The organism is Streptomyces sp. LZ34 (genome assembly GCF_053890475.1).
Genome location: NZ_CM132680.1, coordinates 3,803,412 through 3,819,777 on the forward strand (window position 1 = coordinate 3,803,412; position 16,366 = coordinate 3,819,777).

General features: G+C 70.5%; 16 protein-coding genes and 2 pseudogenes. 7 read left to right on the top strand and 11 right to left on the bottom strand.

What is annotated here, in order from left to right; genetic code table 11:
• Positions 1-34 precede the first annotated feature (34 nt).
• Positions 35-285 (bottom strand): annotated as a pseudogene (locus ACWY4P_RS14790) (hypothetical protein).
• Between the two features lie 164 nt (positions 286-449).
• Here ACWY4P_RS14790 and modA point away from each other — a divergent pair.
• The 3 genes from modA to ACWY4P_RS14805 are packed head-to-tail and all read left to right on the top strand — an operon-like array spanning position 450 to position 3,195.
• Positions 450-1,271 (top strand): molybdate ABC transporter substrate-binding protein, encoded by an 822-nt coding sequence (gene modA / locus ACWY4P_RS14795; RefSeq protein ID WP_456211014.1) that lies wholly within the window; start codon positions 450-452, stop codon positions 1,269-1,271.
• Complete coding sequence (modB, locus tag ACWY4P_RS14800) at positions 1,268-2,113, top strand: molybdate ABC transporter permease subunit (RefSeq protein ID WP_456211015.1); 846 nt, start codon at positions 1,268-1,270, stop codon at positions 2,111-2,113. The genes modA and modB overlap by 4 nt, the downstream gene beginning before the upstream one ends.
• On the top strand, positions 2,110-3,195 hold the full coding sequence (locus ACWY4P_RS14805) for an ABC transporter ATP-binding protein (RefSeq protein ID WP_456211016.1): 1,086 nt from the start codon (positions 2,110-2,112) through the stop codon (positions 3,193-3,195). Before modB ends, ACWY4P_RS14805 begins: the two co-directional genes overlap by 4 nt.
• Before the next feature lie 10 nt (positions 3,196-3,205).
• Here ACWY4P_RS14805 and ACWY4P_RS14810 read toward each other — a convergent pair.
• Positions 3,206-3,418, bottom strand: a pseudogene (locus tag ACWY4P_RS14810) (diflavin oxidoreductase); the annotation flags it as partial.
• 150 nt (positions 3,419-3,568) lie between these two features.
• Between ACWY4P_RS14810 and ACWY4P_RS14815 the strand changes: the two are divergent.
• Positions 3,569-3,895: an antitoxin VbhA family protein gene (locus ACWY4P_RS14815; RefSeq protein ID WP_456211017.1), complete on the top strand. Its 327-nt coding sequence runs from the start codon at positions 3,569-3,571 to the stop codon at positions 3,893-3,895.
• Complete coding sequence (locus ACWY4P_RS14820) at positions 3,892-4,467, top strand: Fic/DOC family protein (RefSeq protein ID WP_456211018.1); 576 nt, start codon at positions 3,892-3,894, stop codon at positions 4,465-4,467. Before ACWY4P_RS14815 ends, ACWY4P_RS14820 begins: the two co-directional genes overlap by 4 nt.
• Before the next feature lie 41 nt (positions 4,468-4,508).
• Here the strand turns inward: ACWY4P_RS14820 and ACWY4P_RS14825 are convergent, their stop codons facing one another.
• Positions 4,509-5,060 (bottom strand): ATP-binding protein, encoded by a 552-nt coding sequence (locus tag ACWY4P_RS14825; protein WP_456211019.1) that lies wholly within the window; start codon positions 5,058-5,060, stop codon positions 4,509-4,511.
• A gap of 148 nt (positions 5,061-5,208) precedes the next feature.
• On the opposite strand from ACWY4P_RS14825, the gene ACWY4P_RS14830 reads away from it, so the two are divergent.
• The gene (locus tag ACWY4P_RS14830; RefSeq protein ID WP_456211020.1) at positions 5,209-6,132 is read left to right on the top strand and encodes a helix-turn-helix domain-containing protein; all 924 of its coding nucleotides are present in this window, start codon (positions 5,209-5,211) and stop codon (positions 6,130-6,132) included.
• A complete protein-coding gene (locus ACWY4P_RS14835) occupies positions 6,129-6,344 on the top strand; it encodes a DUF397 domain-containing protein (RefSeq protein WP_456211021.1) in 216 nt (71 codons plus the stop codon). The genes ACWY4P_RS14830 and ACWY4P_RS14835 overlap by 4 nt, the downstream gene beginning before the upstream one ends.
• 160 nt (positions 6,345-6,504) lie before the next feature.
• Here the strand turns inward: ACWY4P_RS14835 and ACWY4P_RS14840 are convergent, their stop codons facing one another.
• The 8 genes from ACWY4P_RS14840 to ACWY4P_RS14875 form a co-directional block, all read right to left on the bottom strand.
• Positions 6,505-8,007 (bottom strand): AAA family ATPase, encoded by a 1,503-nt coding sequence (locus tag ACWY4P_RS14840; RefSeq protein WP_456211022.1) that lies wholly within the window; start codon positions 8,005-8,007, stop codon positions 6,505-6,507.
• A 150-nt stretch (positions 8,008-8,157) separates the two neighbouring features.
• The gene (locus tag ACWY4P_RS14845; protein WP_456211023.1) at positions 8,158-9,513 is read right to left on the bottom strand and encodes a class I SAM-dependent RNA methyltransferase; all 1,356 of its coding nucleotides are present in this window, start codon (positions 9,511-9,513) and stop codon (positions 8,158-8,160) included.
• Positions 9,514-9,598: 85 nt separating this feature from the next.
• On the bottom strand, positions 9,599-11,737 hold the full coding sequence (locus ACWY4P_RS14850) for an APC family permease (protein WP_456211024.1): 2,139 nt from the start codon (positions 11,735-11,737) through the stop codon (positions 9,599-9,601).
• 80 nt (positions 11,738-11,817) lie between these two features.
• On the bottom strand, positions 11,818-13,284 hold the full coding sequence (locus ACWY4P_RS14855; protein WP_456211025.1) for a cytochrome P450: 1,467 nt from the start codon (positions 13,282-13,284) through the stop codon (positions 11,818-11,820).
• Positions 13,281-13,892: a GTP-binding protein gene (locus ACWY4P_RS14860; protein ID WP_456211026.1), complete on the bottom strand. Its 612-nt coding sequence runs from the start codon at positions 13,890-13,892 to the stop codon at positions 13,281-13,283. The genes ACWY4P_RS14855 and ACWY4P_RS14860 overlap by 4 nt, the downstream gene beginning before the upstream one ends.
• Positions 13,870-14,226 carry a DUF742 domain-containing protein gene (locus tag ACWY4P_RS14865; RefSeq protein WP_456211027.1) on the bottom strand — a complete coding sequence of 119 codons (357 nt, stop codon included), beginning with the start codon at positions 14,224-14,226 and terminating at the stop codon, positions 13,870-13,872. Before ACWY4P_RS14865 ends, ACWY4P_RS14860 begins: the two co-directional genes overlap by 23 nt.
• Positions 14,223-14,651 (bottom strand): roadblock/LC7 domain-containing protein, encoded by a 429-nt coding sequence (locus ACWY4P_RS14870; protein WP_456211028.1) that lies wholly within the window; start codon positions 14,649-14,651, stop codon positions 14,223-14,225. The genes ACWY4P_RS14865 and ACWY4P_RS14870 overlap by 4 nt, the downstream gene beginning before the upstream one ends.
• A complete protein-coding gene (locus ACWY4P_RS14875; RefSeq protein WP_456211029.1) occupies positions 14,648-16,156 on the bottom strand; it encodes an ATP-binding protein in 1,509 nt (502 codons plus the stop codon). Before ACWY4P_RS14875 ends, ACWY4P_RS14870 begins: the two co-directional genes overlap by 4 nt.
• Between the last annotated feature and the right edge of the window lie 210 nt (positions 16,157-16,366).

The window sequence follows — 16,366 nt, forward strand, 5'->3', positions numbered from 1 at the left end:
CAGCACGATGGCCGGCGGCGCCCGGCTCCCCTCGTCACGTCCACGCGGTGTAGCCGCCGTCCACGCAGATCGCGTCGATACCGCTGATGTGCCGGGCCCCGCAACGGTCCTGCGGCAGGACGAGCTGCGGGCCGGCGCGGTCGAGCGGGGCCCGGCGTCCGCGAGCACATCGTGCAGGAGCGGTCCGGTGAAGCGGTGATGCTGGATGCCGCTGGTGGCGCACTCGAAACTGACCGCCGCCCGCTGCTGGGGCCAGGCCAGCAGGTCGGCCCCACAAACGCATATACCACCCTCTGATGCCGATAGTCAGGCTCATGCGATGCCACCTAGGGTTCAGCCCTCGCATGTGCGGCAGTATGCTCAGCGTACGCACACCTACCGGATCGGTGAAGCAGCCGCCTTACTGGGCGTCAGCGCCGACACCGTGCGCGAGAAGGAGTAGATCCTCGATGACCCGTTCTGTGCGCCGCACCCGCCGCAACCGCCGGATAGTACAGGTGACCGGTGTGAGCGCCGCCGCACTGCTGGCCCTGAGCGCCTGCTCCTCCTCCGACGACTCCTCGTCCGCCGAATCGGACTCCTCCTCCCCGAAGCTCTCCGGCGACATCACCGTGTTCGCCGCGGCCTCGCTGAAGGAGAGCTTCACGGCGCTGGGCAAGGCTTTCGAAAAGGAGCACCCGGACACGAAGGTGACCTTCAGCTTCGGCGGCAGCGACTCCCTCGCCGCGAGCATCACCGGCGGCGCCCCGGCGGATGTGTTCGCCGCCGCCAGCCCCAAGACGATGAAGTTCGTCACGGACAAGGGGGACGCGGCCGGCACCCCCGCCACCTTCGTGCGCAACCAGCTGGAGATCGCCACCCTGCCGGGCAACCCGGACAAGATCTCCTCCCTCAAGGACCTCACCAGGTCCGGGCTGAAGGTCGTGCTGTGCGACAAGACGGTGCCGTGCGGCGCCGCCGCCCAGAAGGCCCTCGACGCCAGCGACCTCGAGCTCACCCCGGTCTCCTACGAGCAGGACGTCAAGGGCGCCCTGAACAAGGTGCAGCTGAAGGAGGCCGACGCCGCGGTCGTCTACAAGACCGATGTGAAGGCGGCGGGTGACAAGGTGGACGGTGTGGAGTTCCCCGAGTCGGCCAAGGCCATCAACGACTACCCGATGGCCCTGCTCAAGAACGCCTCGGACAACAAGGTGGCCAAGGCGTTCATCGCGCTGGTGCGGTCCGCCGAGGGCCAGAAGGTCCTCACCGAGGCCGGATTCCTCAAGCCGTGACCTCACCGGACAAGACCGGCGCCGCGGACACCCTCACCAGGGCCCCGCGGCGCCGCCGCGTCCGCGGGGGCGTACCGCTGCCCCTCCTGCTGCCCTCGCTGATCGGCCTGGCCTTCCTGCTGGTGCCCCTCGTCGCCCTGCTCATACGGGCTCCCTGGAGCAGCCTCCCTGACCTGCTGACCAGCACCGAGGTCTGGCAGGCCCTCCAGCTCTCCCTGGTCTGCGCCACGGCCGCGACCGCGGTGAGCCTGGTCCTCGGGGTCCCCCTGGCCTGGCTGCTCGCCCGCGTCGAGTTTCCCGGCCGCGGCCTCGTACGCGCCCTGGTGACCCTGCCGCTCGTCCTGCCCCCGGTCGTGGGCGGTGTGGCCCTGCTGATGGCGCTCGGCCGCAACGGTGTCGTCGGGCGCTGGCTGGATGCCTGGTTCGGGATCACGCTGCCGTTCACCACCACGGGCGTCGTCGTGGCCGAGGCGTTCGTCGCGATGCCGTTCCTGGTGATCAGCGTCGAGGGCACGCTGCGCGCCGCCGACCCCCGCTACGAGGAGGCCGCCACCACCCTCGGCGCCTCCCGCTTCACCGCGTTCCGCCGGGTCACCCTGCCGCTGATCGCTCCGGGCGTCGCGGCGGGCGCGGTGCTCGCCTGGGCGCGGGCGCTCGGCGAGTTCGGCGCGACGATCACCTTCGCGGGCAACTTCCCCGGCCGTACGCAGACGATGCCGCTCGCGGTCTACCTGGCCCTGCAGAACGACCCGGAGGCGGCCATCGCGCTGAGCCTGGTGCTGCTGGCCGTGTCGATCGCGGTACTGGCCGGGCTGCGCGACCGCTGGATGGCCCCCGCATGACCGACGCCGAGAAGACCGCGCACAAGGCAACCACCCCCACCGCCGAGGGGCTGGACGCCCGGCTCATGGTCGAGCGCGGCTCCTTCCGGCTCGATGTGGCGCTGACGGCCGCGCCCGGTGACGTGGTCGCGCTCCTGGGGCCCAACGGCGCCGGCAAGACCACCGCACTGCGCGCGCTGGCCGGCCTCGTACCGATCTCGGGCGGCCATCTGCGGCTGGACGGCGCCGTGCTGGACCGTACGCCGCCGGAGTCGCGCCCGGTCGGCGTGGTCTTCCAGGACTATCTGCTCTTCCCCCATCTCTCGGCGCTCGACAACGTGGCCTTCGGCCCTCGCTGCCACGGCGCGAGCAAGGCGCAGGCCCGAGCGCAGGCCGCCGAGTGGCTGGACCGCATGGACCTGGCCGCCCATGCCGGGGCCAAGCCCCGCCGGCTCTCCGGCGGCCAGGCGCAGCGCGTCGCCCTCGCCCGCGCCCTGGCCACCAACCCACGCCTGCTGCTCCTGGACGAACCCCTCGCAGCCCTCGACGCCCGTACCCGCCTCGACGTCCGGGCCCAGCTCCGCCGCCATCTGGCCGACTTCGAGGCCGTCGCCGTACTCGTCACGCACGACCCGCTGGACGCCATGGTCCTGGCCGACCACCTCGTCGTCATCGAGGACGGCCACGTCGTCCAGGAAGGCGCCCCCTCCGACATCGCCCGCCGCCCGCGCACGGACTACATCGCCCACCTGGTCGGCCTCAACCTCTACAAGGGCGAGGCCGAAGGACACACGGTCCGCGTCGACGGCGGCCCCCGGGTCACGACCACGGAACACCTCACGGGCCCGGCCTTCGTCGCCTTCCCGCCGAGCGCGGTGACCCTGCACCGGGACCGCCCCACCGGCTCCAGCGCCCGCAACCTCTGGCGCTGCGAGGTCGCCGGGATGGAGACCCACGGCGACCAGATCCGCGCCGCCCTCACCGGCGAGCTACCCCTGGCCGCCGACCTGACCACGATCGCCGCCGCCGAACTCGACCTCCGTCCGGGAGCCACGGTGTGGGCCACGGTCAAGGCGGCCCAGACACACGCGTACCCCGCCTGAGGTCCTGAGGTCAGTACATGTCGCGCACACAGCGCTTATCGGCGGCGAGCTGTTTGACGTAGGCCTCCGCCTCGGCCTCGTCCAGGCCACCGTGGACGGTGGCGATCTCCCGCAGGGCCCGGTCGACGTCCTTGGCCATACGGGAGGCGTCGCCACAGACGTAGAGATGGGCGCCGTCCCGAGAGGAACGCGGCCAGCAGCGTGGCCCCGCCTCCCGTTGCCGCCCCGTTGATCGGAACCAGGGAACCTGGCAACTGTGGTCGGCCATGGATCAGGTAGGACTACACAACCCACCATCTGTACCAAATTCTGTACAGGTTTCCGTCCCGATTTCGGGTAGAGTGGCGCTATGCGAGTACCTGAAATCGTCACAGTGAGCGACGCACGGAGTGGCCTGTCGCGGATATTGGCCGAATTGACCGAGGCCGGCCCGCAGGCGGAGCCGGTACTGATCGGCGCCCATCGCAAGGCACAGGGTGTGCTGCTCTCGATCGAGGCCTACGAGAACCTGACGGGCCGCGCCGCTCGCCGGGAGGCAGCCGAATCCGCCACGGGCTCCCTCGCCGCCGAGGGCCTCCGGCCGACCCCTGCCTCCGACCAGGACGCCGAAGCCTACGTACGCGGCACCCTGTCGGCCGAGGAAATGGCTGCTCGCGCCCTGGCCCGCCATCGCCCCGAGACTCGCCAGGCAGCTGGATGAACGACCCGTACGTCCTACCGAACGGTGTCCTGCGCAACCGTCTCGGTATCACCGACGCCGCCGCACTCGCCGCCGCCGAGGCCGACATCACGCGCGCCCGGCTTCTCCAGGTCGCCGAGAACCCTCCGCCCGGGGACTTCGACTTGGTCCACCTACGCCGCTTCCACGCGGAGATCTTCAGCGACCTGTACGACTGGGCGGGCGAACTGCGCACGGTGGACATAGCCAAGCACACCCCGTTCTGCCCGCTCCAACACCTGTCCGCCTACGCGGCAGAGGTTTTCGGCTGCCTCCGGGCCGCCGATCGCCTTCGCGGTCTCGCCCGCGGCGACTTCGTCCGCACGGCAGCCGGACTCTACGGCGACATCAACGCCCTGCATCCCTTCCGCGAAGGCAACAGACGCGCCCAGCGCGCTTTCCTCGCGGAGCTGAGCAGGCAGGCGGGCTGGCCGATCAACTGGGCCACGCTGGCCCCCGACGAGAACCAGGACGCCTCGATCAAGAGCTTCCTGGGCGACAACCAGCCTTTGGAGCGAATGCTGGACCGGCTGGTCAGCCAAGAGCCCGACTGACCGCGTCAGCCTCGTTGCCGGTAATGGCGACCGGCCGCCCGCTACAGGGCCTGGCCACGCGAAACGTCCTGCGGGGACTGCGCGGGAGCTGTTCTCCCGGGGAGTGCACGCTCCGCCCAAACCGTCTTACCGGGCCCGTCGGGGCACGGATGCCAGCCCCAGCGGGTAGCCAGACGCGATACGAGGAGCAGCCCGCGGCCCGTCTCCTCGATACCGGCCTCGTCCACGACGGCTGGGGGCCGGGGGACACGTTCGGCACGGGCGTCAGTGACCTCGACACGCACGGCACGGCCGCCGACCGGGACGCGCAGACGGAGGTGGAAGTCCTGGCCGGGGACATGGCCGTGCCGCACGGCGTTCGCGCTCAGCTCGGCGACGATCAGATCGATCTCGTCGTGGGGTTCGCTGCCGTACGGGATTCCCCACGCGTCCAGCCGGACGGCTGCCAGGCGCCGGGCGAGACGGACTCCTCGGGGCGTGGAGGTGAAGCGCATCTCGAAGGTGTGGCCAGCCGGGGTGAAGGTGGTGGTCAAGCCTCGGGTGGGGGTGGTGAGTTGGGTGGTACGGGTGGGGCTGTCGGGATTGCTCGTCATGCCGACCACGGTCCCGCTGGTCGCGTAGCGTTAACCAGTGGTGACGCACCGACGCGGACCGGTTGTGCGCGCGGTGTGTGTACGGGTACGAGGCGCGCGGCGTGACGGCGTCCCTACCGGGGGCGTTGGGCCGGGGAGGCGGTGATCGATGACGGAGCGTACGGGTGCTGCGGCGGGGACCGAGGCGGTTCCGCGCGGTGGCGGCGGAGCGGTCGTCAACCTTGCGGACGGCTGGGAGGGTGACGACGGGGCCGGGCGGCGGCCGGAGGACAAGGCGAGTCGGGGCGTCATCACGGCGTTCGGACAGACCATGAAGATGCTACGCGTGCGGAAGGGGATGGAGCGCGAGGAGTTCGGCAAGCGGCTCGGATACTCGGCCTCCACCATCGCGGCGTTCGAACAGGGGCGGAGGATTCCGTCGCCCCGGACCATCGACCGGGCGGACGAGGTACTGGAAGCGGACGGGTTGCTGTGCCTGTGGAAGGAGGAAGTGGAGCGGGCGCAGTATCCGGTGTTCTTCCAGGGGATGGCGACGCTGGAGAAGGAGTGTATTGAGCTGGTCATGTACGACACGCATGTCGTCAATGGCCTGCTCCAGACCGAGGAGTACATGAGGGCCCTGCTCGCCATGCGGCGTCCACCCCTGGACCCGGAAACGATCGAGCAGCGGGTGACCGCTCGGCTGGCCCGGCAGGACATCTTCGACCGGCGAGCCACACCGCTGCTGAGTTTTGTAATGGATGAGGCGGTGCTGCGACACCGGTACGGCGGCAAGGACGTGCTGCGGGGACAGCTGGAACATCTCCACCTGACCGGCCAGAAGCGGAACGTCGAGATCCAGGTCATGCCGACCGACTGCGAGGACAACGCGGGCGTAAACGGGCCGTTCACGGTCGTCACGCGCAAGGACGGCAAGAAGTTCGTGTACACCGAGACACAAGTAACCGGCACTCTTGAGACCGACCCAGAACAGGCGGCTCTCGCCGCCGCCCGCTATGGGATTATCCGTTCACAGGCTCTCAGTCCGCGAGAGTCACTGGAGTTCATCGAAGGGTTGCTGGGAGCGCTATGAACAACGCTGAGTCCTCGACCGTCGTCTCTGGCCTCCTATGGTTCAAGAGCAGCTACAGCGGAACCGAGGGTGGTCAGTGTGTAGAGGTCGCTGCGGAAAAGGCAGTTGTACACGTCCGGGACTCCAAGGCCGCCGCCGGACCCGTCCTCACGGTGTCGCGTAAGGCGTGGGCGGGGTTCGTCGGGTTCGCCTCGTCGGAGCGGGGTCTCTGACGCTCGTACGATCGCGAGAGCCCTGCCGTTTCCTTTCGGACGGCAGGGCTCTCGCGTAGGCGGGGCCAGGTCAGCTCTCGAGGTCTCCCACAGGCCGCGTGTCACCAGACTCCCAGCCAACCTCACGCAGGCGACGCGTGAACTCGGCGTGGGCGACGCGCTATCCGACCCCGTAGAGGGTCGCCAGATCGACCAGGAGCAGATCTTCGCGGCTGGCCGCGGACTCGATCAGGTCCGGGTAGAACCCGTGCAGGGAGAACAGGGCCAGGGTGGTGCCCGTGGTGTCGTAGCCCTGGTCGGTGAGCAGGGTGCGGATGCGTTCCAGGCGTTGCAGGTCGCCAGTGCCACGGCGGGCGGCGGTGGCCTTGGCCTCGCCAAGGAGGGCGATCCGGGCGCGAGGGGCCTGCGGGCGCTCGCCCAGGGCCAGGGCGATGACGTCGACCTCGTGCTTGGTGCGGGCCGCGGGGTCCGCCACTTCAGTGGTACCGACCGGACCGGGCAGACCGCCGGGAAGCAGGGTGTGGGCGTATCGGCGGGTGAAGGTGCGGGCGAGGTCCTCGAAGTGGGGGCCGAGGATCTTGGAGTTGAAGGGCGGCGCGGCGGCCTGCCACGCCTCTTCGGCGAAACCCTGTTCGACGGTGGCCGCCTGCGGCAGGGTGATGAGCTGATTGAAGCGAATGACGGGGTCGGCCAGGGTGATAACGGGGTGGCGGGGACGCAGGATGTCCTGCTCGCGCTGGATGTAGCCCGTGGACTCCAGGACGTCGAGCGGGTGGGCGACTGCGTTGCGCTGCCGCTCCAGGGCCGCGCCGATCTTGATGGGAGTGGTGGCGCCCTGGGCGATCGCGGTGAGGATGTCGTAGTAGAGGGTGTGCTGGGTGATCCGAGGGTCCTCACGCAGCAGATATTCCGTCTCCGTGCGCGAGTACACCGCCCGCCCCGGGTCCAGGAGCGTCCGCGTCAGCCAGGAGGCGAAGCCGTCGTTCGGGTGCGGGCGGGCCGCCACCGGGCGGTAACCGGGAGCGCTGCCGAGGACGGCGTGCACCTGCAGGGCGGTCAGCGGGTCGTCGATCTGCCAGAACGCACGGCTGGCCCGGTAGTCGAAGGCCCCCAGCCTCAGATCGATCACCGCACGGCCGCGCAACGGCTTCGTTCCCGACAACAATTCGTGCATGACGCTCATCGCGGACCCACACAGGATCACCCGCGCTCCGGGTCCGGCCCCGGTGCCCCGCTGGCGCTCGTCGTAGAGCTGCTGAAGCAGGCCAGGGATCTCGGGAGAGTGCTGGAGGAGATACGGCAACTCGTCGATCACCAACAACGGAGTCTGTGAACGCGCGGTGACATCGAGGGCGTTGGACAGGACCTCACGCCAGTCGGTCAACCGCAGCGTGCCGGGCCGCAGACCCGCGTGGACCGCGATGGCATCGCTGAACCGCTGGATCGCCGGCAGCCGCCCTTCCTCCCACACAGCGGTGACGTACAGACCCCCGACCCGCTCCGACAGCGCCTGCAGGAGATACGACTTCCCATGCCGCCTGCGCCCCGACACGATCCCCAGACGCACCGCCGGACCCGGGTCCGTGACGAACTCGGTGAGCAGACCCCACTCACAATCACGGTCGACCACGTCCTCGGGCTTGGCAAGCGTGCTCTCGTCCACCGGAACTCCCCACCAGCCTGGATCGACCTCGACATGTCTAAGTCTGCTTAGACGGAATCGGTCCAGCCCGACTTTCCTCCGGCAAGAGAAGTCACTTGCGGTGATCGCCGCAGTGGTCGAAACCCACCGTCGCTACTGCTGAACCGCAGGTCAGGAACCCTTAGCCACCGGCTCAAGGATCGCCACGCACTCCACGTGGTGCGTCACCGGGAACAGGTCGAACGCGCGCAGCCGCCGCGGCACATAGCCCGCCTCACGGAAGTACGCGAGGTCGCGGGCCAGGGCCGCCGGGTCGCAGGCCACGTAGGCGATGCGGCGCGGGCCGAAGGAGGCCAGGCGGGTGACGGTCTCCTTGCCCGCGCCGGCCCGGGGCGGGTCCAGGACGATCAGGTCCGCCTCGGTGATGCCGGTGCGGGGCAGGATCTGCTCGACCTTGCCGTGCTCGATCCGGACCCGGTGCAAGTCCTGGAGGTTGTGGCGGGCGTCCTCGACCGCGCGCTTGCCGGACTCGATGCCCAGCACCGCGCCGCGCTCCCCGACCCGCTCGGCGAGGGCGCCCGCGAAGAGGCCGACCCCGCAGTACAGGTCGAGCGCCATGTCGCCCTTGCGCGGCATCAGGCCTTGCATGACGGCCTCGACGAGCAGATCCGCGGCCTTGGGGTGGACCTGCCAGAAGCCGCCCTCGCCGACCCGCCAGGTGCGGCCGGCGGCGCGCTCGCGGACGAAGGGGCGGCCGTGCACCCGGTGCACCGCGCGGGTGCCCTCGCGGGCCGCACCGCCTCCCTGGGGCTCTCCCAGCCGCAGCACGGAGACCGGCCGGTCCAGCTCCACCAGCGGGAGCCGACCGCCGGGGCGCGGGGTGAGGACGACCTGGCGGTCGGAGGAGCCCGTGGCGGCGATCGCCTCCACGGTCGCGATCTGCGGCCATTCGCGCTTCTCGACGCCGAGCTCGCTGACGCCGGGGGCGGCGATCAGGCAGTGGTCGATGGACTCGACCTCGTGCGAGCGGTGCCGGCGCAGCCCCGGCCGCCCCTGCTCGTCGACCGCGTACTGCACGCGCGTGCGCCAGGCCGGGACCTCGCCCCGGTCGACCTTGTCACCGGGGGCGGGCTCGACGGTGCCGTCCCAGCGGGCGTCCTCGGGGGTCAGCCCGGCCAGTCGGCTCAGCTGCTCGGTGATGACGTCCGCCTTCAGCCGGCGCTGGGCGCCCGGGGCCGCGTGCTGCCAGTCGCAGCCGCCGCACCGGCCGGGGCCGGAGAACGGGCACGGGGCCTCGACCCGGTCCTTGGACGCCTCGAGCACCCGCACCGCGTCGGCGCGCAGGAAGCGCGAGTCCGCCTCGCCCTCGGTCACCCGGGCCACGACGCGCTCGCCGGGGAGTGCGTGCCGGACGAACAGCACGCGGCCCTCGGAGGTCCGGGCGACGCAGTGGCCACCGTGCGCGACCGGACCGACCTCGACCTCGTACTCCTCGCCGACCAGCGATGCCTTGGGTTCACGGTGCATGGCGGCTCGGCTCCAGAGGTTGTGGCTGGGGACAGGTGGGGACAGGTGGGGACAGTCGGCCTGCGATGGACGACAGCCCCCCAGTCTAGGCCTTCGGCTGCTTCTCACCGACCGGCTGCTGCACCGGCGCCTTGTCTGCCTTTGCCTTGTCTGCCTTTGCCTTGTCTGCCTTTGCCTTGTCGGCGTGTGCCTTCTCGCCCTTCGGCGGCCCCACCGGGCCGCGCCGCACCGCGCCCGGCGCATGCCACTCGGCCCGCTTGCGGGCGCGCTTGCGGGCCAGCTCCGAGGAGTCCAGCTGCCAGGGCACCGAGGTCACCATGACGCCCGGGGTGAACAGCAGCCGGCCCTTGAGCCGCAGCGCGCTCTGGTTGTGCAGCAGGTGCTCGTACCAGCGGCCGACCACGTACTCCGGGATATAGATGGAGACCACGTCCCGGGGGCTCTCCAGGCGCAGGCTCTTGACGTAGTCGATGGCCGGCCGGGTGATCTCGCGGTAAGGCGAGTCGAGGATCTTCAGGGGGACGTCTATGCCCCGCTCGGCCCACTCTTCCCGCAGCGCCTTGGTCTCGGCCGGGTCCACGCTGACGCTCAGTGCCTCCAGCTTGTGGGAGCGCATCAGCTTGGCGTAGGCCAGGGCGCGCAGCGTCGGCTTGTGGATCTTGGAGACGAGGACGATGGAGTGCACCCGGGAGGGGCGCACGGTCTCGTACTCGTCTTCCTCGTAGGCCGACAGCTCGCCGGAGACACCGTCGTAGTGGCGGCGGATGGCGGTCATGAGGACGTAGAAGCCGACCATGCCGAGCAGGGCGACCCAGGCGCCGTGGGTGAACTTGGTCAGCAGCACCACGGCCAGCACCAGGCCGGTGAAGAAGGCGCCGAAGGCGTTGATCGCGCGCGAGCGGAGCATCCGGCGGCGCACCGCCGGGTCCTGCTCGGTCCGCAGATGGCGGTTCCAGTGCCGCACCATGCCGGTCTGGCTGAGCGTGAAGGAGACGAAGACGCCGACGATGTAGAGCTGGATCAGCCGGGTCGAGTCCGCGCCGTAGATGTAGACCAGGATGGCGGCCGCCCCGGCGAGCAGCACGATGCCGTTGGAGAAGGCGAGCCGGTCGCCGCGGGTGTGCAGCTGGCGCGGGAGATAGCGGTCCTGGGCGAGGATCGAGCCGAGCAGCGGGAAGCCGTTGTACGCGGTGTTGGCGGCCAGGAACAGGACCAGCGCGGTGGCCGCGGCCAGCACCACGAACAGCAGCGAGCCGTCGCCGAAGACAGCCGCCGCGACCTGGGTGATCACCGGGTCCTGGGTGTAGTGCTCGCCGAGCGCCACGCCCTTGTTCAGCAGGTCCCTGGCCGGGTCCTCGGCCATCTTCACATCGGTGGCCAGCGCGAGAGCGATGATCCCGCAGAACATGGTGACGGCGAGGCCGCCCATCAGCGCCAGCGTGGTGGCGGCGTTCCTGCTCTTGGGCTTGCGGAAGGCGGGCACGCCGTTGCTGATCGCCTCGACGCCGGTGAGCGCGGCACAGCCGTCGGAGAAGGCCCGCAGCAGCAGGAAGACCAGCGCGAACCCGGCGAGCCCGGTGTGCTCGGCCTTGATCTCGTAGCCGGCGGTGGGCGCCTTCATGGCGTCGTCGAGGACGAGCCCTCGGTAGGCCCCCCAGGCGATCATGATGAAGACGCCGGCGACGAACACGTAGGTGGGGATCGCGAACAGCTTGCCGGACTCGCGCACGCCACGCAGGTTCATCAGGGTCAGCAGCAGGATGATGCCGATCGCGCACAGGGTCTTGTGCTCGATGAAGAAGGGGACCGCGGAGCCCAGGTTCTCCACGCCCGAGGAGATCGACACCGCGACGGTCAGGACGTAGTCGACGAGCAGGGCGCTGGCGACGGTCAGGCCCGCCCGGGGGCCGAGGTTGGTGTTGGCGACCTCGTAGTCACCGCCGCCGCTGGGATAGGCGTGCACGTTCTGGCGGTACGAGGCGACCACCGTGAACATCAGCACGATGATCGCGACAGTGATCCAGGGGCTGTAGTGATAGGCCGACGCACCCGCCACCGAGAGAACGATCATCACCTGCCCTGGCGCGTACGCGACGGAGGACAGCGGGTCGGAGGCGAAGACGGGGAGCGCGATGCGCTTGGGGAGGAGCGTTTCTCCCAGCTTGTCGCTGCGCAGCGCCCGCCCGATGAGGATCCGTTTAGGAACGTCGGTCAGTTTGGACACGGAGAGGATCGTAAGCGGTCGCCGGTGCCGCCGCCCACCCCGCCCGGGGAAGGGCGGCGGCGGCCTCTTGGCTCAACTGCTCACTGCCCGCGCCACCACGCCGCGAGGGAACCCCACCGGCGTCGCTGGGCCGCCCGCCCGAACTGGCTCGGCGTGGCCGACGCGGCCGGTGTGGCCTGCGGGGCCGACGTCGCCTGCGGGACCGGTGTGGCCTGCGGGGCGGGCGCGGAAACGGCCGTGGGGACGGCCGCAGCCGTGGGCCGGGCCGTGACGGGGAAGCGGACGGGCAGCGCCGCCAGCGCGCGGTGGAAGGGGCCGGAACGCCAGACCAACTGGTCGACCGGCACGGCCAGCTCCACGTCCGGAAGCCGGTCGAGGAGCTTCTCGATGGCCACCGAGGCGATCACCCGGGCCGGGCTCTCGGCCGGGCAGCGGTGGGCGCCGATGCTCCAGGCGAGGTGGGCGCGGTTGCCGAGCCGGCCGTCGGAGGTCAGTTCGGGGTCCGTGTTGGCGGCGGCGTAGCTGGTGAGGATCGGCTCGCCCCGGCGGATCCGCACGCCCGCGAGATCCAGGTCACGGCGGGCGAACCGGGTCCCGAAGTTGGCCAGCGGCGGGTCGGTCCACAGGACCTCGTCGATGGCGTCCTGGACGGGCATGCTGCCCCCCGAGAGCTCACCGGCGAACCGGTCGTCGGAGAGCAGCAGGCGCAGCGCGTTGGCGATCAGGTTCAGCTGGGGCTCGGTTCCGGCGGCCAGGATCAGCATGAGCTGCTGGAGCAGCTCGTCGTCGGCCAGCCGGGCGGGGTGGGCCAGCATCCAGGAGGTGATGTCGGCCCCGGGCCGCTCGCGCTTGGCGGCGATCAGGCCCGCCATGTAGTCGAGCAGCTCCTGGTTGGCCTCCGCCGCGTCCTCGCCGCTGTCGAAGAGCTTCGCCATCGTCCCGACCAGGCGCAGCCCGTGCTCGGCGGGGTAGCCGAAGAGCTGGTTGAACACGAGCAGCGGAATGGCGGCGGCGTAGTGGCTCAGCAGGTCCGCCTCGCCCTTGTCGGCGAACCCGTTGATCAGCGTCTCGGCGCTGCGCTCGACGTACTCGCTCAGCGCGTACGGATCCAGCCGGCTGAGGCTGTCGGTGATCACCCCGCGCAGCCGGGCGTGCGCCTCGCCGTCGTTGAACAGAGCGTTGGGCCGGTACATCATCATCGGGCCCACCGGGCTGTCCGGCGGGATCCGCCCCTCGTTCAGCGCGCGCCAGCCGCGGGGGTCCTTGGCGAACCGCTCGGTGTCGCGCAGCACCTCGAGCGCGAGGGAGTAGCTGGTGATCAGATACGCCTCGACACCGGGCGACAGCTCGACCGGGGCGATGGGCCCGTACTGCCGCAGCCGCTCATAGAACAGGTGCGGATCGGCGGCGAACTCGGGTCCGTACAGGGGCAGGCCCTGGGCGGCGGGGCGGGCGGGGGCTCCGAGGCCGGCACTCCCCACGTGCGCGGGGCAGCCCGGCGGCGGTACGGCTCCGACTCCGGCCTCGACGTCGGGGCGGTAGATCACGCATGCTCCTGGGGAGTTCGGGCCTGGCGGTTCTGCAGGTACTGCACGAGGGCGATCAGGGCGTGGGTCGAGGAGATCCGGTCCCGGGCGTCACAGGTGACCAGCGGGGTCTCCGGCAGCAGGTCGAGCGCTTCCCGGACCTCCGACTCGGCGAAGCGCGGCGCTCCCTCGAAGTGGTTGACGGCGACCGCGTACGGCAGGGCGTGCTCCTCCAGGATGGCCATCACGGGGAACGACTGTTCGAGTCGCCGGGTGTCGGCGAGGACCAGGGCGCCCAGGGCCCCGTTCGCCATGTCCTGCCACAGCCGGGTGAAGCGCTGCTGTCCGGGGGCGCCGAACAGGTACAGGACCAGCGTGTCGCTCAGGGTGAGGCGGCCGAAGTCCATGGCCACGGTGGTGGTCGTCTTCTCCTCGATCCCGGCGAGGTCGTCGACGAGCGCACCGGCCTGGGTCATCGTCTCCTCGGTACGCAGCGGCTTGATCTCCGACAGCGAGCCGACGTAGGTGGTCTTGCCGACCGCGAAATGCCCGACGACCAGCAGTTTCACTGCCGTTCGCACGGTCTGCGGCAGATAGACCGCCTTCTCAGAGGCGAGCGCGGAGTCCATCGAGCACCTCCTGGAGAAGCTGGATGTCGGGCACCTCGGCCGCGGGAATGGGCGACCGCGTGGTGATGTGGCCACTGTCCACGAGGTCGCCGAGCAGGACCTTGGTGACGCTGACCGGCAGTTGCAGATACCCGGCGACCTCGGCGACCGAGAGGGCGCCGCCGAGGCACAGCTCCATCACCCGGCGCTTCTCGGGGCTGAGGCCGGCGAGCGGCCGGTCCGTGTGCGCCATGACCAGCGTCACCAGGTCAAAGGTGTTGCGGGTCGGATAGGCACGGCCGTCGGTCACGACATACGGCCGTACCAGTCCTCGTTCGCGCCTGGCCGGGGTCATGCCGGGCTGCCGATGCCCTGTCGGGTGGCGCCCTGGCGGGGCGGGCTGGTCAGCTCCTTGCCGAGCCGGTCGACCAGCTTCTGCATCCGGTAGCTGACCGCCTCCATGTCCACGGACTCGGTGGCGGAGACCGCGAGGTAGGCGCCGGGGCCGGCGGCGGTCAGGAAGACATAGCCGCCGACGAACTCGACGAGCGTCTGCTGCCAGGGCGACTCATCCGGGTCGCAGAACTCGGCGGTGGAGCGGCTGATCGACTGGAGGCCGGAGAGCGCCGCGGCCTGGCGCTCCGCCTCGTCCCGCGCGATGCCCTCGGAGTGCGCCCGCAGCATCCCGTCCGCCGAGAGCAGGATCGCGTGGCGCGCCTCCGGCATCTTCACGACCTCGTCGAGCATCCAGCCCAGCTCGTTGTTCATGTGGTCGTTCATGCCTGGCGATTCCCTTCTTCGGTTTGGGGGGCGGCGTCCTGGTTACCGGAACGGCCCGAGCGGGTGCCGCGTGCGAAGGCACCCATGCGCTGGGCCGTCTCCTCGGCCGAACGGGCGCGGTGCGAGCCGGTGTCGGGCTCCGGGGCGGCCGTGGGCCAGTCGTCCGCCGACTGCTGAGCGGAGGCCTGCCGGCGGCGGCGCTTGGGCAGTCCGCCGGCCGTCGAGCCGTACGTACGTGACGCTTCGTCGAGCGCCGACGGGTGGGTCAGCGCGGCGGGCGCCTGGTCCGCCGGGGCGGGTGCGGCCCGCTGGGGCGCGGGCTGCTGGGGTATGGCCTGCTGGGGCGCGGGCTGCTGGGGTACGGCCTGCTGATGGGGCACCTGCCGCGCGGCGGGCTCGGTCCGGCGGGCGGAGCGGGTCTTGCGGGTCGGCAGCGAGGGGATGGTGTGCAGGCCCGACTGTTCGGGCTCCTGCGGCACGGCCTGCCTGCCGCCCGGCTCCTCGGCGTCGACGTGGGTGAGCAGCGCGGTGGGCAGGAAGAGCACGGCGCGCACACCGCCGTACGGGGACCTGGTGTCCACGGAGACGCTGAAGCCGTACCGCGCGGCGAGCAGGCCGATGACGGCGAAGCCGAACTGCGGCGGGTCACCGAGCCGGGAGACGTCGATGGCGCGCTCTCCGGACAGCAGCGCGGCGGCGCGCTGCACCTCCAGGCCGTCCATGCCGACGCCGGCGTCGTCGATCACGATGACCGCGCCGTTGTGCACCGGCTGCAGGCTGACCTCGACATTGGTGTTGGGCTGCGAGTGGCGGGCGCCGTTGTCCAGCAGCTCCGCGACGGCGAGCACCACCGGCTCCACCGCCCGGCTCACCACGGCGACGTCGACCAGGGCGTGCACCTGGACCCGGCGGTAGTCACGGATCCGGGACTTGGCGCCCCGTACGACATCGGTCAGCGGGGAGGAGATCCGCTGGCGGCCGGGCCAGGATCCGCAGAGCACGGCGATGGCCTGGGCGCGGCGGCCGAACTGGGAGTTGGCGTGGTCGATCTCCAGGAGGTCCCGGAGCACATCGGGGTTGTCGTGCCGGTCCTGCATCTGGGAGATCGACAGCTGCTGTTCATTGGCCAGCCCCTGGAGGGCGCGCATCGATGCCTTGAGCGCCGCCTTCGCCGAGGCGTCGGCCCTCATCTGTGCCTTGTCCACCGCGCGGGTGAACAATTCCACGACTCCGTGCATGCTCTGCGCGAAGGCGGTACCGGCCAGCCTTTCGTCCCTCAGCCCGGGCAGCGGCGAGGGCTGGCTGAGCGCGTCCACGATGACCGGAAGGCGGATCTCGACAAGGTGCTGGAGCTCTTCGTCGCGCGACTTCAGGCTGTCCTCGAGCGTGGCGTTACGCCTGCGCACGCCGGCGGTGATCGTTCGCTGGCGCATCAGCAGGACGAAGACGACGAGCACGACAGCGACCAGACACCAGCTCACCGCCTCCCATATGTGATCTGTCATCAGAAACCTCGTGCCAGGAGAACGCGGGCGCGGAAGGAACGGTTCAGTGCCCTGATGTCCCGTCCAGAAACGGAATACGGCGATCATCTTAGCCACGCCCGCGACCTGACGCCCGATGCCCGTAACAACATTCGAACCGTCAGGGCATTATCGCCAATTCCCGTGAAGATCCCATGAAGATCCGGAAGGCCGCGGGGAGATGGCGACCCC